This is a genomic window from Candidatus Poribacteria bacterium (assembly GCA_028820845.1).
GTDB lineage: Bacteria > Poribacteria > WGA-4E > WGA-4E > WGA-3G > WGA-3G.
Genome location: JAPPII010000011.1, coordinates 43322 through 64020, shown reverse-complemented (window position 1 = coordinate 64020; position 20699 = coordinate 43322). Strand labels below are relative to the sequence as shown.

General features: G+C 48.6%; 16 protein-coding genes. 8 read left to right on the top strand and 8 right to left on the bottom strand.

Features of this window, described 5'->3' with window-relative positions:
• Nucleotides 1-179 precede the first annotated feature (179 nt).
• Genes OXN25_02475 through OXN25_02465 form a run of 3 tightly spaced genes read right to left on the bottom strand, consistent with a single transcriptional unit; the run spans nucleotide 180 to nucleotide 3586 of the window.
• Complete coding sequence (locus OXN25_02475; GenBank protein MDE0423716.1) at nucleotides 180-1013, bottom strand: amidohydrolase family protein; 834 nt, start codon at nucleotides 1011-1013, stop codon at nucleotides 180-182.
• 36 nt (nucleotides 1014-1049) lie between these two features.
• On the bottom strand, nucleotides 1050-2606 hold the full coding sequence (locus OXN25_02470; protein MDE0423715.1) for an ABC transporter ATP-binding protein: 1557 nt from the start codon (nucleotides 2604-2606) through the stop codon (nucleotides 1050-1052).
• 2 nt (nucleotides 2607-2608) lie between these two features.
• Nucleotides 2609-3586, bottom strand: a complete 978-nt coding sequence (locus OXN25_02465; protein ID MDE0423714.1) for a BMP family ABC transporter substrate-binding protein — start codon at nucleotides 3584-3586, stop codon at nucleotides 2609-2611.
• Nucleotides 3587-3916: 330 nt separating this feature from the next.
• Between OXN25_02465 and OXN25_02460 the strand changes: the two genes are divergently transcribed.
• From OXN25_02460 to OXN25_02435, 6 genes are all read left to right on the top strand, one after another.
• A complete protein-coding gene (locus tag OXN25_02460; protein ID MDE0423713.1) occupies nucleotides 3917-4585 on the top strand; it encodes a DUF1080 domain-containing protein in 669 nt (222 codons plus the stop codon).
• A 3-nt stretch (nucleotides 4586-4588) separates the two neighbouring features.
• Nucleotides 4589-6112, top strand: coding sequence for a tetratricopeptide repeat protein (locus OXN25_02455; GenBank protein ID MDE0423712.1), 1524 nt, complete (start codon nucleotides 4589-4591; stop codon nucleotides 6110-6112).
• 11 nt (nucleotides 6113-6123) lie between these two features.
• Complete coding sequence (locus OXN25_02450) at nucleotides 6124-7569, top strand: menaquinone biosynthesis decarboxylase (GenBank protein ID MDE0423711.1); 1446 nt, start codon at nucleotides 6124-6126, stop codon at nucleotides 7567-7569.
• An 18-nt stretch (nucleotides 7570-7587) separates the two neighbouring features.
• The gene (locus tag OXN25_02445; protein ID MDE0423710.1) at nucleotides 7588-8658 is read left to right on the top strand and encodes an NAD(P)/FAD-dependent oxidoreductase; all 1071 of its coding nucleotides are present in this window, start codon (nucleotides 7588-7590) and stop codon (nucleotides 8656-8658) included.
• A gap of 16 nt (nucleotides 8659-8674) precedes the next feature.
• Complete coding sequence (polA, locus tag OXN25_02440; protein ID MDE0423709.1) at nucleotides 8675-11557, top strand: DNA polymerase I; 2883 nt, start codon at nucleotides 8675-8677, stop codon at nucleotides 11555-11557.
• Nucleotides 11558-12140: 583 nt separating this feature from the next.
• Nucleotides 12141-12422: an RNA-binding protein gene (locus OXN25_02435; protein ID MDE0423708.1), complete on the top strand. Its 282-nt coding sequence runs from the start codon at nucleotides 12141-12143 to the stop codon at nucleotides 12420-12422.
• A 251-nt stretch (nucleotides 12423-12673) separates the two neighbouring features.
• Here the strand turns inward: OXN25_02435 and OXN25_02430 are convergent, their stop codons facing one another.
• The gene (locus OXN25_02430; GenBank protein ID MDE0423707.1) at nucleotides 12674-13447 is read right to left on the bottom strand and encodes a LamG domain-containing protein; all 774 of its coding nucleotides are present in this window, start codon (nucleotides 13445-13447) and stop codon (nucleotides 12674-12676) included.
• A gap of 348 nt (nucleotides 13448-13795) precedes the next feature.
• Here OXN25_02430 and OXN25_02425 point away from each other — a divergent pair, with 348 nt between their 5' ends.
• Nucleotides 13796-15478, top strand: a complete 1683-nt coding sequence (locus OXN25_02425) for an FG-GAP-like repeat-containing protein (protein ID MDE0423706.1) — start codon at nucleotides 13796-13798, stop codon at nucleotides 15476-15478.
• Nucleotides 15475-17070 (top strand): tetratricopeptide repeat protein, encoded by a 1596-nt coding sequence (locus tag OXN25_02420; protein ID MDE0423705.1) that lies wholly within the window; start codon nucleotides 15475-15477, stop codon nucleotides 17068-17070. The genes OXN25_02425 and OXN25_02420 overlap by 4 nt, the downstream gene beginning before the upstream one ends.
• A 101-nt stretch (nucleotides 17071-17171) precedes the next feature.
• Here the strand turns inward: OXN25_02420 and OXN25_02415 are convergent, their stop codons facing one another.
• The 4 genes from OXN25_02415 to ndk form a co-directional block, all read right to left on the bottom strand.
• Entirely contained in the window at nucleotides 17172-17942 is a 771-nt protein-coding gene (locus tag OXN25_02415; protein MDE0423704.1) for a LamG domain-containing protein, read from the bottom strand.
• Between the two features lie 73 nt (nucleotides 17943-18015).
• Nucleotides 18016-18786: a LamG domain-containing protein gene (locus OXN25_02410; protein MDE0423703.1), complete on the bottom strand. Its 771-nt coding sequence runs from the start codon at nucleotides 18784-18786 to the stop codon at nucleotides 18016-18018.
• Between the two features lie 261 nt (nucleotides 18787-19047).
• Nucleotides 19048-19824: an NPCBM/NEW2 domain-containing protein gene (locus tag OXN25_02405; GenBank protein ID MDE0423702.1), complete on the bottom strand. Its 777-nt coding sequence runs from the start codon at nucleotides 19822-19824 to the stop codon at nucleotides 19048-19050.
• Nucleotides 19825-19925: 101 nt separating this feature from the next.
• A complete protein-coding gene (gene ndk / locus OXN25_02400) occupies nucleotides 19926-20393 on the bottom strand; it encodes a nucleoside-diphosphate kinase (protein ID MDE0423701.1) in 468 nt (155 codons plus the stop codon).
• Between the last annotated feature and the right edge of the window lie 306 nt (nucleotides 20394-20699).

Sequence of the window (20699 nt, the reverse complement as noted above, 5' to 3'; positions counted from 1 at the left end):
GGTACTTGTGGAAAAGAGGCAAATTATTGGAAAACTATGGTAAACCTTAGAATTAATTGGACACACTAAGTTGGCAAGGTTAGGAAACCTCGCCAGCGGCAGCAGGGCAGCCCGTCTTCTCTGAAATGTCTGTTTATTTATCTGGTTTACCATAAATGACCCTGGCTATTCATCAGCGTTCAGAGCAAACGCTGGAGCGTTCCGCCCAAAATTTCTGCTTTGTCTGGTTCTGGGATAAATGTGCAGTGCGTCCGAAATGCTTCAAGTGCATGTTTATAGGTCATAAAGTTCCGAACAACGGGATAGTCGGAACCCCAACAGAGCCTCCCAGGCCCAAAATGCTCGTAGAGGGCGCGGACAATCCAGTGGGTATCCGACTGCGGATAATCCCAGGGTACCTGCGAGACATAAGCGAAACCTGACATTTTGATGTGGATATTCGAAACGTCTGCCGAGGCAAGCACCTGCTTGAGCTGTGGATACGGATGCGCTTCACCGGCACGCGCGCCGCCCATGTGATGACAGAGAAAAGGGATGTCCGGAAATTGTGCTGCGAGTTTTCGGAGCGGTTCGTGCTGATGGCTTCCCATGGCAATGCTGGCGATTAATCCGAGTTCGGCGGTCGTTTGAAAGAAACGCTGCCCTTCGTTGGAAAAGAACCAATCTCCGTTATCATCGCCTCTAAGGTAATGGGTGTAACCCTTGAGGGCATATTTTTCCGCCGCTGTCCTGAGTCGTTCAGATGCACCCACTGTATGATAGGTGTCTGTCCACGAACAATCCACATCGGCGAATTGGATTAACCGATCCGGGTAACGCTTGACACACTCTGCGACGTAATCGTTGTTTTCTGGATTCCTGTCGATGCGGGCACAGATAAGCACTGCTTTATCGACGCCGTGCAGGTCCATTTCGTGGAGGAGTTGTTCGACTTTGCCACGACTTTCATCATCGGGGACTGGGGGTTGGTAGGGCCATCGGGGCCAGGCGTGTGTATGTGAGTCAATTATCATTTTTTCTCCTAAGCAGAAATACATTGATTTTTGTATCTATCCATTTAATCCGAGCATCAAGGCACCTAATTCTTGTTTGTTTGTCTCGCTTGGCTTGACAATACCGACGATCTTGCCGTCGTACATCACGGCGATCCTGTCGCTAAGGTGGAGGAGTTCATCGAGTTCAGAGGAAACGAGCAAAACGGCTCTCGCACGGTTGCGAGCGTATAGCAGACGCGAATGGACAAATCTTGCGGCGTGAATGTCCAATCCCCGCGTCGGATGGGCGGCGAGAATAAGTTCGGGTCTACCCTCTAACTCCCGCGCGACAACGATTTTCTGTTGATTCCCGCCAGAGAGCGTTTTAATCGGGTCAACTATATCCCCAACCTGAATTTGGTATTTATCCAGAGCGTTCAGCGTAGCTCGCTGAATCGGCTTTCGCCGGAGAAATCCGTGCTGACAATAGCGTCTACTTTTATGGTGTCCGATAATGAAATTATTGTCAATTCGGTCATTCAAGCTGATACCGTGTCGGTGTCTATCGGCAGGTATATGAGCAATCCGTTCACCGTTTAAGGTAAGACTCCCGCTATGGATTTGTCGTAAACCTGTCAAGACTTCAACGAGTTGTGTCTGCCCATTTCCTTCGACCCCGGCGATTCCGACGATTTCACCGGGAAATACTTCAAGATTAATCTGATTGAGGTGCTTTTTGCCGACCTCACTTGAATTTGAAGGCCGTTTTTTGTGGACCCGTCTCCGAATGAATTGCGTAAAACCTGTTTTGGCATCTGCATCTGCGGAGAGCGTAACTTTTTCCAAACGGAGCATGGGTGTTGGATTTTCGGTCTGTTCTCGTGTTACAACAGTTGGAATGACAGGTTCACCGAGCATCATTTCCGCCAAGGCTGTCGGATTGGTGTCGGCGATAGGAGACGTAGCGACAGACTGCCCGCGCCGCATTACTGTAACCGTGTCGGCGATTGCCATCACCTCATCGAGTTTGTGCGTGATAATAATAAGACTTTTTCCCTCATTTTTGAGGTTGCGCATGCAGTTAAAAAGGCCCTCGATTTCTTGTGGTGCAAGCACTGCCGTCGGTTCATCCATGATGAGGATGTCCGCACCGTGATAGAGAACCTTCAGGATTTCAGTATGTTGTTGCGTCCCAATCGGCAGAGATTCAACAGGTGTGTTCAGTGGCACATCAAAACCGAGCTGCGCTGCGAGTGCTGTAATCCGTTCTTCTGCTTGCTGCTCATCGAGTAACACGCCCAATTTGCGAGGTTCTTTGGCAAGGACGATGTTTTGAAGTGCCGTGAAAATCGGGATGAGGGTGAAGTGTTGCTGCACCATTCCCAGTCCGAGGTGCATGGCTTGCCGCGGAGAAGAGATCGTTACAGCACGTCCATCAACAAAAATCTCACCGGCATCGGGGCGACACAAGCCGTAGAGAATCTTCATGAGTGTAGATTTACCTGCACCGTTCTCACCAACGATGGCATGGATTTCCCCACGTTGGAGTGTAAAATCTACGTCGGCGTTCGCCTGTACTTTTCCAAACCGCTTATGGATGCCTCGCATCTCAATGATGGGTGCGTTTTTCATCTCTACTCTCGTTCGTGTGGTACGACGATCTCGCCAGCGATAATTTTTGCCTTAAATGCTTCGACCCGTTCCAAAATTTCGTCTGGAAGCAATGAACGGTTGACATCATCGACGATGTATTCAACGCCTCCCTCTTTCAGTCCGTAATCTTTTAGACCGCCAGAAAAACTGCCTTCCTGAACGCTCTTTATCGTTTCGTAGACAGATATTTCTACACCTTTGATAACGCTTGTGAGAACCAAGCCTGGGGCGAGATTATTCCCATTAGAATCGACCCAAATAATTGATTTTTTTAGAGTCTTCGCGGCTTCCAAGACCCCAAGACCACTGGCACCCGCAGCGGCGAGGATAATGTCCACACCGCGGTTGTATTGCGCCAGTGCGAGTTCTTTGCCCCGTGTCGGATCGTTGAACGCTTGGGGTGTAACACCGACATAGTCCGCCACAAACTCAATATCGGGGTTCGTCGCCTTAATACCGGCACGGTAGCCGATTTCAAAAGCCTCCACCAGCGGCACTTTCATTCCGCCGACAAAACCGATCTGCTTTGTCTCCGTTTTCAACGCTGCGATGACACCTGCTAAGAACGTACCCTCGTGTGCGCGGTAGGTGAGTGATGCGACATTGGGTTGTTCTATGATTGCGTCGATAAGTGCGAACTTGACATCAGGAAATTCGCCTGCGACGCGGTTCATCGGCTCTTGAAAAAGAAAGCCGACCCCAATGATAAGATCGTATTTGAGTTTTGCGAGCCTGCGGAGTGTCAATTCGGTATCGGTACTCTGGCTTGGGGTAACTTCTGTGAGTTTGAAGCCCCATTCGTCTTTGGCTTTTTTCGCACCTGCGTAAGCAGCATCACAAAATGAGAGATCCCCACGTCCTGTCACATCATAGATGAGACCTACTTTCAGTGCTGCGGGTGCTGTCCCGATCGTAACAAAATACGCTATAAGAAGCGCGATGAGAATCCTTATGTACACAATATTTTCCTTTCAATTTGTTTTTGGATAGATAGAGATGAAGCGTTCCAACGTTATTTATCATACGCGATTGTAGATTCAAAAGCAAGCAGTATTTGGCTGTTGGTTATCCGCGGTCAGCAAACACGCTTACCCCGAACAAGTTCGGGCATCCTCGCATGAATTTTTGGAAAATTAAATGACCCTATATTTTACGGGAAAAATGTTGCTTTTTTTGTTCTTTAACGTTATTCTATCTATAGCACCTCTGCTATTGCCGCAATAGCGAGGTCCATTAACGAAGGTCTAAACTCCCTTAACAAAAGATGGAGAAGAATTATGGAAATGACTATGAGATTACTGAAGTCAACGACTCTGGGTTTCATTGTGCTTTTAGGTATGGTGCTTTCACTACCAACTTTCGCGGGGACCCAACTGTGGGACTTTGAAGAAAAGCACGATGACTGGGAAGTTGCGAATGGCAATTGGGCAATCAAGGACGGTATCTATCAACTCGATAAAGGCGGGAAAGCCGAGCACTCCCTCGTCGGTGAAGAGGACTGGGACGATTACACCGTTGAAGCGAAGGTTCGGCTGGACGAAGGTAACTGGGCAGGCGTTGTCTTTCGGGCACAGAGTGAGATGGAGTATTACATCTACTACATGAACATTCCGAACAACAAGTCAGAACTCTGGAAGCACAGCAAAGGCGCGTGGGATACGCGCGTCGCGCTGAACAGCAATATCGGTGCTGCTGGAAAACTGAAGATAGAAAACGAAGAGTGGTATGACGTTAAGGTTATCGTTGAAGGCGATACTTTCAAACTTCATGTCAACGGCGAACTTCAGGGTGAACAAACAGACGGCGACTACAAAACTGGTATGATTGGTGTATGGGGCTGGGAAACCGGCGCGAGTTTTGATGATGTTATGATTACTGGGGATAATGTCGTAGATACCCTTGCCGTTGATCCAAATCAGAAACTGGCAACGATGTGGGGTCGCCTCAAGGGGCAGTAGGAAGTGGGACGGAGACTTTCCTATTACACAGTCGCAGCGGTGGCACTCGTCGGGTGCCGCCTTATCTTCGGGTACGTCTCAGACGGGTTCTGTCAAGAAACAGATGTTGCGAACATCGCAGAACGGATCCGCACCTATAAGGCACAACTTGCTGCCGATAGCACTCAGATCGAGACTCGGCTTCAACTCGCAAAGGTTTACCTCCAAATTGAGGCTTATACGGCAGCGGTTGAGGCGTATCAACAATTAATAGCCGCTGTCGAAGGAGTCCCTCACTCGGATATTTTAGCCGAGGCTTACTACGGTTTGGGACTGGCATATACCGGGCTTGAAGGGTTTGAAGACGCTATCGCTGCACACCAGCGGGCGATTACGTATAGCCCCAATTGGGCATATAGCCACGCGGCGTTAGCGAGTGCTTACGCCAATATGCACCGTTATACTGAAGCCCTTGATGCCTATAAAATCGCTGTTAAACTGGATCCGACCGACGAGATGATTCATCATCAACTTGGGAATGTTTATAGCAAACGCGGGGAAAGCGCAGCAGCGATACGGCATCAACGACAGGCAATTGCGATCGCACCGGCGTTCGCAGCTGCACACTATCAACTCGGACTCCTCTATGCTCAAGAGAAACAGTGGGCTGATGCTATTGCGTCCTATCGGACTGCATATTCACACGACGCAACGTTAGTCGAAGCCCTCTACAACCTCGCGCAAGCCTATCTTCGTACTGGGGATACGGCGGCGGCACGCGAGCAGATGGCACTTTTTGAGAAACAGAAAGCGACACTAACACCACTATCGCAGTTACGCGGCGCATTGCAAAGGACACAAGGGACAAAAGACAGGGCTCAGATCCTTGCTAACATCGGTAGACTTTACCTCAAAAACGGACAGTATGAGAAGGCGGTCTGGGAATACCAGAAAGCACTGGGAATGAACCCTGAATTAGTGCTGGCGTATAACGGCATCGGTATTGCTTACACGATGCTTGAAAGATATCCAGAAGCGATTGTAGCACAGCAGAAAGCGTTGGAACTCCAACCCGATTTCGCGAAGGCACACGCAGGACTGGGGTTGGCATATTTCATGCAGAATAAGTTAGCACTGGCGTTGGAACACTACCGGCACGCTGTCGCGCTGGAACCCGATCTTTTAGATGCCCATCTGAAGATTGGAAAAATTCTGCTGAAACAGAAGCGTTATGCGGCGGCAGTGGATACATATCGGGCGAGCGCGGCATTATCCCCCGACAATGCGGAGCTATATCATAACCTCGGTATGTGCTATGCACGCCAAGCGGACGCAGATTTAGAAGCGGCGCGTCGTTACGCACAGGAAGCCATCCGCTTGAATCCGAACGTTGCAACTTACTACAATACGCTTGCACTCATTGCGTTTCGATGTGGAGACTATTTGCAGGCAGAGCAGGCAATCCGAAAGGCGTTGGAACTGGATCCTGAAAATCCGAATTATCAACAAGGACTAAAGCAGATTTCTGGCAAAGTGGGATCGAAATAGAAAGGACTCGCATGGCATACGCAAGCCTTGAAGAGTTCGTGAAAGCCTTGAACCGGGCAGGCGAACTCAAACGCATTAAAACGACTGTATCACCAGACTTAGAGATCAGTGAGATTACCGATCGCGTGAGTAAAGCAGGGGGTCCTGCGCTCCTATTTGAGAATGTCGAAGGCAGTCGGATGCCGCTGCTGATTAACACTTACGGCTCATATCGACGGATGGCGATGGCACTCGGTGTTGATAATCTCGCCCAGATTGCATCCGAAATTGAGGCGATGATTAAGCTGGAAGCCCCCGATTCGCTTCTGGATAAGATGAAAATTCTCCGCCTCCTGTCCCAATTGGCAAACTTTCCACCGAAGACGGTCAAACGGGGTGCCTGTCAACAAGTCGTGCTGACGGATGAAGAGGCATCCTTGGATGTCCTGCCGCTCATTAAATGTTGGCCCCTTGATGCCGATAGGTATATCACCTTACCACAAGTTTTTACGCATAGCCTAAAAACCGGTCAACGAAATGTCGGTACGTATCGTTTACAAAAGTTAACCCCATACACGTTGGCGATGCATTGGCAGATTCACCACGACGGTGCGGCGCATTATCGGGAGTATCAACAGGCAGGGCAACAGATGCCTGTTGCGATCGCACTCGGTGGAGATCCCGTGATGTCTTATATCGGGACAGCACCGCTGCCCTCTGGGATTGATGAACTCCTGTTCGCAGGGTTTCTCCGAAAATCGAACGTTGAGATGGTGCCTGCCAAAACCATTGACATGCTGGTACCTGCGGATGCAGACATTGTGATTGAAGGGTATATTGAGCCGGGTGAGACCTGTATAGAGGGACCCTTTGGGGATCATACAGGCTTTTATTCGTTAGCGGATGAATATCCACTGCTCCATATCACAGCAATCACACATCGCAAGAATCCGATCTATCAGACCATCATCGTTGGCAAACCGCCGATGGAAGACTGTTACATGGGAAAGGCGACCGAACGCATCTTTATGCCACTTATTAAGACGCAGCTCCCGGAACTCGTGGACATGAATTTACCTTTATTCGGTGTATTTCACAATTTCGCACTTATCTCGATTGATAAGCGATACCCGTATCAGGCGAAAAAGATGATGCACAGTTTGTGGGGACTTGGGCAGCTGATGTTCAGCAAGATTATCATCGTTGTTGATAAAGACGTTGACGTTCAGAACGTGGAGGAGGTACTTTTCTACGTGGGAAGCAATGTCGATCCGAAACGCGATGTAACAATTGTTGAAGGACCTGTCGATGTGCTGGATCACGCTTCGCCACTCATGGGTGCTGGGTCAAAGATGGGCATTGATGCTACAACGAAATGGCCCGAAGAAGGCTATCAACGCGAGTGGCCCGAAGAGATTCGGATGTCTGATGAGGTTATCGCGTTAGTGAATGAAAAGTGGAAGAAATATGGGCTTTGAGAAATTAGGAGAAAAACGATGGCAGAAACGATTTACGATGTTGCAGTCATTGGTGCGGGCCCCGCAGGGGCGCAAGCGGCGGTCTCAGCGAGTCACCAGATGCGGCATGTTTTGGTCCTCCACTCTGGCAAAGTGAGTTTTAGCAGAGGGCGTGCTTACTGGTCGAAGTCGGTTGAGATTGAAGATGCGCCGGTATTCCCGGGGATTATCGGACCCCATTTTGCAAAAGAACTCATGCGCTGGATGGAAAGCCGCCCGGTCATGGACTTCATGATTGGTGGTGAGAAACGTAAAACCGGTATTGATATTCGCGACGGATTGGTAACGAAACTCAAACGGAACGGCGAATTGTTTGAACTCGAAGCGTCTACAAAAACACTCAAACGCGGTAGGAATTTAGAAATAGAGAACTTTAAGTCTCGAACCATTGTTGTCGCCGCTGGATTTGATGACAAGTGGCCCGATATTGAGTTTGAACCCGGTGAGGAGCGATTGTATAAACAGTACGCTACCGTCTTTCGCTATGCTGGCAATCGAAAAGGGTGGCACGTCTGCATCCGTTGCGATGGGCATTTGCACGTGAATGAACATCTCGCACTCCTCGGTGTCGGCGACTATATCTACGAGGCAGCGATCGGCGCACAGGACTTCACAGATAAAATTACAATCCTAACGAACGGCAGACCGCACGGTATGTCGCCACCTGTGTTGAAACAGATCCAAAAACGTAAAATTAATATTATTGAAACAAAAATCAAACGGCACATTGGCGAAAAAACAGACCTCTTGGGGTTTGAGATGATTGATGGTAGCGAGTTGTTCTTCCACGGATTCCTCGTTGACGAAGGGTTAATCCCAAACACAAAATTCCTTGAAGGCTGGGACTATCAGAAGGACGAGGAAGGATTGATTATCACAAACGAGGATATGCAGATGCTGGATAGCAGCGGCGAGCCGATTCCTGGGCTCTTCGCCGCGGGCGACATCATATCTGGCGAGCGGAACCTCATTGCGACGGCGTTTGCCCTCGGACAAGAGGCTGGCTTGTCAGCGTCAGACTCCCTGCGCCGATGGCATTTCCCAGATTAGGAGGCAAGACGGCTAAATGCAAGATGAACAGAGAGATACTTTCTACATCATTGATACACACGCCGAGATATTCCGAGCGTACTACGCCATCCGCAACGGATTAACGAGCAGCGTCACCGGTGAAGCGACACACGCCGTGTTTGGATTTGCGGGAACGCTCATTAGAATCCTTTCGCAACTTAAGCCGCAATATCTCGTCGCTGCGATCGATACACCCGGCAAAACGTTTCGCAATGATCTTTACTCAGCATACAAAGCAAACCGATCCGCACCCCCTGACGATCTCGTGACCCAGATTCATCGCATTTTGCAATTACTTGAGGCATTCGGTATCCTAACGCTTGGTAAACCTGAGTTGGAAGCGGATGACATTATAGCATCTCTCACACAAACAATTCTCGATACCCCGGAAGCAGGCCACGTAGATGTTACCATCGTTTCGAGAGACAAAGACCTTGAGCAACTTCTCTGTGATCGGGTAGCGATGTTAGACCTTCACAAAGATACGATCATCGACGTTCAATCCTTGTGGGAGACGAAAGGCATAAAACCGTCGCAGGTCGTCGATATGCTTGCGTTGATGGGAGATAACTCAGATAACGTCCCGGGTGTTGAAAAAATCGGTCCCAAGACGGCAGCACAACTGATTCAGCAGTACGATTCTGTTGACGGTATTTTTGCGCATATTGAGGAAATTAAGGGAAAACGTCGCGAGAATCTGGAGAAGGCACGTTCGCAAATTGCTCTGGCGCAACAACTCGTGACGTTGCGGCGAGATGCGGATTTAGACTTCTCACTGGAGCAGGCTCGCGTTAAACCACTTGACCTGAAGAAAATCCTACCGCTGTTTGAAGAATTGGAACTTAAACGTTATCAACAGGTTGTAACAGAACTCGCCGAGGGCGACGCTGGTTCGGATAGTTCTACGCTCACCCAACCGACAACTCGTAAAGAACGCGTTGCAGCGTTGGCGCGAAAGACGGATTCTATCTTGGATAAAGGGGACTACGACACCGCGGAAACAGGCACCTATTCGGCAATTGTTACACACACCGAATTAAAAGAGCTCGTCGAGACGCTTTCGGCACAAGCGATTTTCAGTTTTGACACCGAAACGGACGGTTTGGAGCGCGAGTCAACGCTTTGTGGTCTCAGTTTTTCGTGGGCACCGAAGCAGGGCGTTTATGTCCCAATCCGCTCACCGCAACCTGAGGGTCATCTCGATGCCGATACGGTGCTTTCCGCACTCAAACCGATTTTGGAAGACCCGGACCTACCGAAATGTGGGCATAACCTGAAATTTGATACGGGTATCCTCATCCGAAACGGGATTAAACTCCAAGGTGCTGTTTTCGATACCTTATTGGCAAGTCAATTGGTTGACGCTCGGACTCCCTCTCATAATCTTGATACGTTGGCACTCCTTCATTTGAATCATAAAATGATCTCCTTTCAGGAGTTAACCGCAGCTCCGAGTGATAACAACAGTGATGAAATGAAGGATTTAGGAGAACTCTTTGAGGCAGAAGCAGAAGAACAGAGAACAATTGATGAGATCCCGTTAGAACAAGCGACAATCTATGCTGCAGAAGACGCTGATATTGCGTTACGGCTTCATCACTTCCTGACCCCGAAATTGGAAGAGATGGACATTACGGCGTTAGTCCGTGATATAGAATCACCGCTCGCCCCTATTCTCGCTGAGATGGAATATAACGGCATCGTTTGTGATAGAGAGGAACTCAAACATCAAAGCGGCGTGATCAGCCAACTCGTTAACACACGGCAAGAAGAGATTCACGAAATAGTTGGGTATCCGTGTAATATTGATTCGCCGAGACAATTAGCACAAGTCCTATTTGAGGAACTCGGTTTCAAACCGGTGAAACGGACGCGCGGTGGTAAAGTTTCTACGGATGTGACGGTTTTGGAAGCCCTCTCTTTGAGAGAGGATATCAATAATCCGAAGACGAGTGTGCCGCGTCTGATCATCGAATATCGCCAATTCCGAAAGTTGCAGAGTACCTATTTGGCGCAGCTTCAGGCAGCAGTAGATCCGAAAACCGAGCGTATCCACACACATCTCTACCAACTCACAACAGCAACAGGACGTTTGAAGTCGGATCGACCGAATTTACAGAACATTCCAGTCCGGACAGAAATCGGGAGACAGTTGCGGCGTGCCTTCATAGCACCCGAGGGCCATAAGTTAATCTGTGCCGACTATTCACAGATTGAACTTCGCATCCTTGCGCACTTCAGCGAAGACGAGCATTTAATCGAAACGTTCACTGAGGATTTAGACATCCACACAGCAGTCGCTTCGCAGGTGTTCGAGGTGCCGACTGATGCCGTTACGCGGGAGCTTCGGGATAAAGCAAAGACTATCAATTTCGGTATCATCTATGGTGTATCCCCCACAGGTCTCTCGCGCCGGATTAAAGGGATGCAGGTACAGGAAGCGGCAGCCCTCATTGCGGATTATAAGACCCGTTTTCCGGGGATAGAGGGCTTTCTACAGGCGTGTGTCCGCGAGGCATCGGATCAGGGATACGTTAGCACGCTTACCGGACGGCGACGGGCAATCCCAGAAATTTACGCTTCCAACCAAAGGCAGCGAAGCCTCGGCGAACGGCTGGCAATCAATACAGTGGTGCAAGGTTCCGCTGCAGACCTAATGAAAGCGGCAATGGTTCGTGTGCAGCAACGTATTGATAAAGACAGGCTCCCCATGAAAATGCTCCTACAGATTCACGATGAATTAGTGCTTGAGACACCCGAAGCACACGCCGAAGCATACGCTGAGATTGTTTGTGAGGAGATGGAGAACGCAATGTCCTTGCGAGTACCGCTGCGGACAGAAGCGGGTATCGGTGATAATTGGATGATCGCGAAGTAACAGTAACATCTTCGACGCTTAAATTTCAGAATTTACAAGACTCACGCAGCTCCTCTACTGGGTGAGGTTAGGAAACCTCACCAGCGGCGTGTGGGCCGTAGGTATTGAAAATCGGCACATTTTGCTGAAGACCGGCACATTTTGTTGTATTTAACCCGTTAAATCCCCGTCATCAGATGGACTTTAAAAGGAAATGGGTAAGCCCGAAAATTATTAAGGTTGACAAACAATATTAATTATGGTATAATTTAGGTTAAGGTAAATTTAAGGGAAATGTGATAGTGTCCGCTGGCAAAGTTACGAGTAGTGTTTTGACAGTTTTACGGTTTGGAACCAGAGCATTCTCAATATGCGATGTGACGAGGGTCCAACAAGAGATTGATAAGAATTACTTTTTGCCAATCTTTCCTACGCTTGCTGCCAAATTTCTGCCTTTGAAAATGCTGACAGTGCTCAGTTTTCTCATTTTCCCGTATTCTTATCCCATTCCTTGTGTTTTGGAAGATGTCGGTACGCATGGATGTGCCGTTTGTATTCATAATACTGGGTTGGGATACATATAATTTCTAAAAGGAGAAACGAGATGAATATCTACGTTGGCAACGTGCCTTATGCGGCCACGGAAGAGGACCTTGAAGCACTCTTTAGTGAGTACGGTCCGGTTGCGACTGCTACAATTATCCGTGACCGGTACGATGGTCGCTCCAAAGGATTTGGCTTCGTTGAAATGGAAAACCAAGAGGATGGCGAGCGAGCGATAGAAGCGTTGGACGGTCAAGAAATGATGGGACGTCCGTTGAAGGTCAACCCAGCACGTCCTCGCGAGCAACGCCGTGAGCCTCGTCAGTATAACGCGGAGATGTAGTCTCCGTTCGGGTGTCTTCCTTAGGAGTACACCCATATAACTTGTGGAATCGGATTGAAGCGATGTCGCCAAGTTGGTAACATCTGCTGCGATGTGACTTGCAAATTTTTGCCCCAGTTTTGGGACATGTTTTATTTAAACACGTTCCAAACCGGGGCTTTTCTCTTTAAAAGCATCGGGGTAAAAATAGAGACGACAGCTGCGGATGCGATAGAAACTACCGCATCCGCAGCATCTCCATCTCTATTGGATTAATCTTGCCGCTTAAGCATGCCCCAAGTGACAGCGATTTTTCCAGCAGGTTCTACCGCGACACCCAAGACCTGTAAACCGTTATTCATAACGTCAGCAATATCGTCATCGGTCAAGGGGGCATGGAAAAGCCCGACTTCGTCCATAGCACCCGTGAACCAGTTGCCATCACCATCCCAAATGCCACACCCGCCGATATTGACGTTGAAATCCGACCGACCGTGGTTGGGCCAGCTGCCTTCTACCGTTGTTGCCTCTCCATCCACGTAAACTTTGGTGAATTCGCGCGTCGCAACAGCAGCAACGTGGTGCCATTCACCAGATGGATGTGGATACGGATTATTATTGCTGCCGGCAGTAGGTGTCCACAAGGCAACAGTCGTTGGGTTAATAAAACCGAACTCCGGTGAATCGTTTTGTCCTATCAATCCGACACGGTTAGAGGTAATATTCCCCGGCTTCACCCAAGCGACAACAGTGAACTCGCGCCGACCGTTGAGGAGTCTTTGACCGGTGCTGACACAGTTGCCCGTGCCATCAAAGCCCAAAGCACCGCCAAACCGACCATCCACCCAAATTGGAGCGTTGACGATAGTTCCATGATTGTTATTTCCTGATGAGTCCATCGCTATGCTTCCTGCCCCGTCATCAAACAACCAAAGACCTACGACACTACTGGGATCAATTTCGGCACTACTGCTGTTGACAGCAACGAGACTCATAGCCATCAGTCCAAGACTGAACAGAATAAATGTTAAAGCATTAAATTTCATTTGAATCCTCTCGCTTTCTTTAGAGATTTCCCGCGTCACGAGGCGGGTTTGTCTTTTGAACCTATTCCGCTGTTCCTGAAGTCATCAGGACATGTTGACTGCCCGATGCTTTCCGCAGCGTTACCAGAAATAGCAGATTAAATTATATTTTGACACATTTTGCATTAAAATGCAAGTTTTTTTTAGAAGCACTATTTTGTTAGTATAGCATAAAGTGCAATAATTCTCAAAAAATAAATAGTCAGAAGAACAAAATTCTGATAGAATACGACAGGAATATACGAATTTTCTTAGTAGTAAAGAACGTAGAGATTTTACACACCAAACCCCATAAATTTAATACGTAATATGTTTGTTAAACGATACACAACAATTTTTATTCTTCTTACGAGTATCTTATGGACAGCCGAAGCAGAAACCGATACACCCGTTTTTACAGAGGTAACTTCGGCACTTGGTTTGACACAAACAGACGCGGTTTGGCCAGCAGGCACACATGCTCTGCCCGAAGTCATCGGGAGCGGTGTCGCTCTGTTTGATTATGATAACGACGCCGCATTGGACATCCTGCACATCCGATTTCCACCACCGGGAAAAACCGATACACCCGCGCCTAACCGACTTTTTCAACAACAACCCGACGGCACGTTTGTTGACGTTACAGATGCGGCTGGCATCGGAGACAAGGGTTACGGACAAGGGGTTGCAATTGGTGATGTGGATAATGATGGGGACGCTGATGTCCACGTAACGAACTACGGACCCGATGCATTTTACCGAAACAACGGAGATGGTACTTTTAGTCTCGCAGACGTAGGTATCTCAAACGAGGGGTGGGGGACATCGGCGACTTTCGGCGATTACGATAGGGACGGATACCTCGATCTCTATGTTGCCAACTACGTTCAATTTGATCCAGCAGCGGTGTGTCGTGGAAAGCACAGCGCGCCAGATTATTGTAATCCGCAAGTTTTTGATGCCGCTCCAGACTGTCTATTCCGAAACAACGGAAATGGCACGTTTACAGATGTGACACAACAAGCGGGTATCGCTGCAATGCCGGGAAGAGGGCTCGGCGTTGTTTGTCTCGATCTGACGGGTGATGGATGGGTGGATTTTTACGTTGCAAATGACGGCGAAGCAAATCAACTCTGGGTCAATCAGACAGATGGCACCTTCAGTGAGGAAGCGATCGTGCGTGGGCTCGCCTTTAACGCTTACGGACAACCTGAAGGCAGCATGGGCATTGCAGTCGGAGATGTCAACGGTGATATGCGGGCGGATCTCTTCGCAACCCATTTGTCCGGCGAAACGAACACGCTTTACATCACTACGCCTTATGCCGTGTTTGTTGATATGACTGAAGTCTCAGGCTTCGCTGGACACGATCTGCTTTTTACAGGCTTCGGGTGCGGATTTCTCGATTTCGACAACGATGCCGACCTCGATATTGCCCTTGTCAATGGACGTGTGAAGCGTGGGACTATTTTAGAGGGTGCCAACGTTGGCGAATTCTGGAACTTCTACGCTGAGCCGAATTTGCTTTTCCAAAATTCTCGGACGGCATCTGAAAATCCAGTATCAACCATCACTTTCAAGGATGTAAGCGCGCTTGCTCCCGATTTCACACACCCGGTTGAAGTGAGCCGCGGCATGGCTTTTGGGGATATTGACCGAGATGGCGATGTCGATATGGTGGTGAGCAGTTTGGACAATCGGATGCGCCTTTTCCGAAATGATGGCGCGCCATCGCAGAACAACTATCTTTTTGTTCAAGCCATCACGCAGAACCGAGATGCACTCGGTGCCCGCGTGACACTACGCACCGAATCCCGCGATCTGATGGCTCACGTCCTGCCGGGAACGAGTTACCTCAGTAGTAGTGAACCGAGCGTCCACTTCGGATTGGGAAAAATCGATGCCGTCAAGGCGATTGAAGTACACTGGCCGGATGGGGATCGTGAAAAATTTCCGGGTTCAGCTGCCAACCGGCGTGTAACGGTGTCCCAGGGAGAGGGGGTGTCCTTTTGAAGAAATTAACGCTCTGTTTATCTCTCATGCTCATCAACACATTTACACCCGTAGAGAGTGAGATTGATGTCCCACAACCCGCGGACCTCGGTTTAGTAAAAGAAAAACTCCTTTTAGATGCTATCGAAGCTGCCCAAGGGTCAGTCCGAAACGCTCCAGACGATGCGAATGTATGGGGACACTTGGGGGATGTCTATCTGAGTCACGGCTGGGAAATTCCAGCGATACCGTGTTATCGCCAAGCCAGCCAACTCGCTCCGAATGAATTCCGGTGGTACTACTTACTCGGAAGACTCAACAAGCAGCACTACCCAAAAGAATCTGTCGAATACCTAACCCGTGCGCTCGCTTTGGATCCAAAATACGTGCCTGCACATCTCTATCTCGCTTCGGCACTCCGTATTTTAGGACGGCTTGATGAAGCACGCCACCATTTGGAACGCGCGAAGCAGCTCCAACCTGACAACCCCTTCTCTGAACTCTGGCTCGGCGAAATCGCGCTGTCGAGGCAGCAGATAGAAGACGCTCGGACGCATTTGGAGAGAGCTCTGCGCCTGAATCCGGGGCAGAGCGAAGCACACGCCTTGATGGCACAAATCGCGATTACGGCAGGGGATACACAAGCGGCACAACAGCACGCACAAGCAGCACGCCAACCGAGCCAGTACAATGAATTATCGGATCCAGCGTGGTGGGAAGTCCTACAAGCCGGTGTCACTGCGCCTCTGTATGCCGAACGCGGGAGACACTATATGTCAAGAGGGGATTATGCCCATGCTGTGGCTGAATTTGCGCCGCTCATCACAGATACGCAAAAAGATATAAAAGTGTGGTTTGACTACGGGATTTCACTCATGCATACAAGGCAACATACTGAAGCCCTTGCTGTGTTTGAACGCACCCAATGGTTACTCCATAACGATGCGGAGATTCAGAAAGAGAGAAGTACAGACGAAATAGCGTATTTGAAAGCACAAGCCTATAACTACATGGGACAGATCTACTATGAAATTGGACAGACAGACGCAGCAGTTCTCGCCTGTCAAAAGACACTTCAGTTCGGAGAATTACTCATCAGGGGCGGAGAAAATGGCAAGCCTCAAGGACAATTGGGCATTTCGGCTTACGGCACTTTTTTCTCGAATGTGCATGCGAATCTGGCAATGGTGTATGAGAACACAAATCAACTTGAAGCGGCGATTGGACACTATCAAAAAGCCCTTGAACTACAGCCAGTAAAACTGTCTCTGCATAGCAACCTTGCTGGTGTCTATTGGAAAAAACGCCGTTATGTGGAAGCCGAGCCGCACTACAAACAGGTTATAGCTCACGAAGCAAGGGATGTCCAAGCCATTTACAGATTAGGTTTAATCTTTGTAATGAAGAATCACTACCTTGAAGCCATCTCCCATTTTAAAAAAGTTATCGAAATTGACGGAACGCACGTTCGCGCGTATGGTGCGTTAGGCGTCGCTTACCAGAAAATAGGACATATTTCAGAGGCGATTGGTACCTTTGAAAAGGTTTTAGAATTAGAACCGGGTAATAAGGTTGCGTTAGACCTGCTCCAGCAGCTGCATGAATCGAAGTAGCGACTTCAGTATGTGTAAGAAGAAGGTATGTGCTCGGGAAAGTCCCTCATAGACGCACTTAGACATCACCAAGCGCGCCTACGAGCAAGAAAAAAGGAAAGTTATTGCCTGATATGATGAGTCGCCTTAATACGACCCCACGTTGTTTCGAGTTTGCCTTCCGGATCAACTGCCAAGTAATTTTGATATCCTTTGTCCATTAACTCTTGGATATCCTCTTGCTCCAATGCCGAGTGGAAAATCATGACTTCGTCCATCAGACCCGGAAAAAAGTTTCCGCCTGGATCCCAGACCCCACAGCCACCGATGTTAACATCAAAAGGTGCTGCGCCATGATTCCCCCATTTCCCCTTCTGCTCGGCGTATTCACCATCAATATAAGTGTGGACGTAGTCCTGAGTCGCAACACACCCGACGTGATGCCAATTCCCATCACCGTGTTTATGTTTCCATGGATTATTTGTCAGCCCCGCTGAAGGCGTCCAGAGGCTAAGTTCATTGGTCGTAATAAAACCAAATTCAGGTGCGTTGTTCTGTCCAACAAGTCCAGTCCGGGCGGGCGGATCGTCCGTGCTCTGTATCCATGCAAGAATAGTAAACTCTTCAAGAGCCTCAAGAAGTTTCTGCCCAGTCTTGACACAGCCCGCTTTTCCATCAAAATCGAGTGCTTTGCCGAATTTACCATCTACCCACGGTGCTTTGACGACCTCGCCGTCGTTTCCTTGCCCGGATAAGTCTTTAGCGACCCCACCTTTGCCTTCGTCAAACAACCAGATACCGACCGCAGATTCAAAATCAATCTCGGCAGGACTGATGTGTGCAACAATGAGACTGAAACAGATTACACCGAGGGTTAATAAAACTTTTTTCACAGTTTTCCTTCCTATGTTTACCGTGAGCGCGCTGGCAAAGCGCGCCCACGCGTGTTGGAAATAGAAATCGTTATTACCTAAAATGGTTAGTCGCCTTAATACGACCCCAAGTTGTTTCGAGTTTACCTTCCGGGTCAACCGCCAAATACTGTTCAAACCCTACGTCCATCAGTTCTTGAATATCTTCCTGTTCCAAGGGGGAGTGGAAGATAGCGACTTCGTCCATTGCCCCTGAAAAGAAGTTTCCACCGGGATCCCAGACTCCACACCCACCAATATTGACATTAAAGGCAGATGCGCCGTGATTTGCCCAACCGCCTTTTTGCTCAACGTATTCACCATCAATATAGGTATGGACGTAGTCCGTCGTAGCGACACACCCGACGTGGTGCCATTCACCGTCCCCGTGTTTGTATTTCCAAGGGTTCTGTGTGCCACCAGCAGTAGGTGTCCAGAGATTAATAGAATTGGCATTAATAAAGCCGAATTCAGGGGCATCGTTTTGCCCGACGAGTCCAGTCCGGTTCGGCGGCGCGTCATTCGTTTTTACCCATGTGAGAATGGTAAACTCTTCGAGATTGTCAAGGAGTTTCTGACCAGTTTGCACACAACTGGCTTTTCCATCGAATTCAAGTGCCTTGCCCCATTTACCATCTACCCAGTTGGGGGATTTGACGAGCTCACCCTCGTTTCCTCCCACAGAAATGTCTCCAGCGACCCCGCCTCTGCCTTCGTCGAACAACCATATACCGACCGCAGTATCAAAGTCAATCTCGGCGGTGCTGATGTGAACCGCGATAAGGCTGAAACACATCACGCCGAGGGTGAATAAAACTTTTTTCACAGTTTTCTCCTCCGATGTTTATCGTAAGCACGCTTCGGAAGCGCGCTGCTACGATTAGATTTTGTTCTCAGTATAACTTCATCGTAAATTATATTGCACAAAATTGCAAGAAAAAACCTGATTCAGACAAAATTTTGTGTGCACATACGATGCAACTTGTCTAAATCAGGCTTAAAATGGTTGTTGGTTAATGGTTAATAGTTCCTGGTGTGGCGGTTGTAATCGTTAATACCAACAACTCTCAACCCAGAGCCATTAACGCTAATAACTTGCCTTCAGATGTCCCCAGATTGTCGGAAGTTTGTTCGCGGGTTCAACAGCGAGTGCTTGTGCGTTGAGGAGTTTCGCATCGCCGATTGCGGAGTGATCACAACCCGCACCATCACCCCCATCGCCCATGATGATTTCAAGTTCGCTTGCGTTCGCAGGGATATCGAATTCGACCTTGACGGCATCAACATTTTTTCCGCCATCAGTGCCTTGGAGTACATCAGACTTGAAGACCTGTTTCCCGTCAACACTGAAGACGAAATCACCACTACCGCCGTGTCCACACTCTGCGGGGTCTTTCTCATCGGACATGCCGACATAACCTTCAAATTTGAGGTAATTGTCGCCACTTAAATCGTAGACGAGTGTAGCAATACTATGGGATCCAATACCACGCTCAAAGTAGATACCACCGATAACGATTTCGTTGCGGGTACCTCCGCCTTCGCCGATCGTAGCATTGTCGGTATCAAGGGGACCGCCCCATCCCGTCCATTCGCCTTCATCATTTGATGGGTTCAGTCCGCAAGCGTTCGGTTTCGGTTCGCTACCGCCAATCAAGGCGAGGTAGGTGACACCCTTTCGCTCATCTTCTTCAACGACCTCATCATAATCGTTCTGAACGGCATCGCCTTCTTTGTTGACTTCCTTGACCGGTTTCGCTCCGTCCCCATCTAAGTTCTCACAGTCGCTCTTCGCAGCGTGGACGCTGAAAGCGAATCCAACAAGAAGCATGACGACTAAAGCAGATACATTAATAAATTTCACTTTTTGTAAACCTCCATCTGTTTATCGTATTTTTTGCACAATAAGCCTCAAATAAGTTTTTAGCATTTGTGCGTATTGGCTAAAAATACTATTTGTCTATATTACACAACTATAGGATGCAAGATTACCTCGTCTACTCGGTCATACTTGTAGCGTTCTTCGGATCGGAATACGATGTCGAGTTCACGCTTAGCACTCTCTTCGGAGTCGGAGGCGTGTACAATGTTATGTGTTACGTTCACTGATAAATCGCCTCGAATTGTTCCGGGTTGCGATTTTGTCGGATCGGTATCTCCATTGATAATACGCACTAATTCTATCGCGCCTCGACCCTCAACAACTAAAGCGACAATGGGTGCCGAAGTCATGAATTCAATAAGTACATCGTAAAAAGAGCGTCCTTGATGGACGGCGTAGAGTGCTTCTACCGCCTCGCGCGGGAGTTGTTGTAGTTTCATTCCGACAATCTTCAGTCCCTTGCGCTCGTAGCGTGCAATAACTTCCCCGATAAGTCCACGTTGGACCCCATCGGGTTTAATCAGCACCAATGTCTGTTCTGTTTCCATTATCCCTCCATCTGAACCCTTTACGTGTGCCTACATAGCACATACACTTTAAACCTGAGCGACTGACTACCGTAATACAAGCCAGGGCCATTCAGTTTTCCAATAATTTACATCCGGATGCCCCAACTTGTTGGGGAAAAGTGTGCTGTCCCGAATAAATTCGGGCTTCCGGAAGCGTGAAGGCTTCAGATATGTAAACTTAACTCTTAAAACTAAATAGCCCTGTAATACAAGCATCTCAGACTTGACATCAAGTCTTTTTAAGTATATCATATTTTCGAGACGGTTTCAATTTTATTTCCCTAAAAT

Bases quoted from the DNA above. Each gene is read 5' to 3' on its own strand.
- OXN25_02475 (MDE0423716.1), bottom strand. From the start codon at position 1,013: ATGATAATTGACTCACATACACACGCCTGGCCCCGATGGCCCTACCAA.
- OXN25_02470 (MDE0423715.1), bottom strand. From the start codon at position 2,606: ATGAAAAACGCACCCATCATTGAGATGCGAGGCATCCATAAGCGGTTT.
- OXN25_02460 (MDE0423713.1), top strand. From the start codon at position 3,917: ATGAGATTACTGAAGTCAACGACTCTGGGTTTCATTGTGCTTTTAGGT.
- OXN25_02450 (MDE0423711.1), top strand. From the start codon at position 6,124: ATGGCATACGCAAGCCTTGAAGAGTTCGTGAAAGCCTTGAACCGGGCA.
- OXN25_02445 (MDE0423710.1), top strand. From the start codon at position 7,588: ATGGCAGAAACGATTTACGATGTTGCAGTCATTGGTGCGGGCCCCGCA.
- polA (MDE0423709.1), top strand. From the start codon at position 8,675: ATGCAAGATGAACAGAGAGATACTTTCTACATCATTGATACACACGCC.
- OXN25_02435 (MDE0423708.1), top strand. From the start codon at position 12,141: ATGAATATCTACGTTGGCAACGTGCCTTATGCGGCCACGGAAGAGGAC.
- OXN25_02430 (MDE0423707.1), bottom strand. From the start codon at position 13,447: ATGAAATTTAATGCTTTAACATTTATTCTGTTCAGTCTTGGACTGATG.
- OXN25_02425 (MDE0423706.1), top strand. From the start codon at position 13,796: ATGTTTGTTAAACGATACACAACAATTTTTATTCTTCTTACGAGTATC.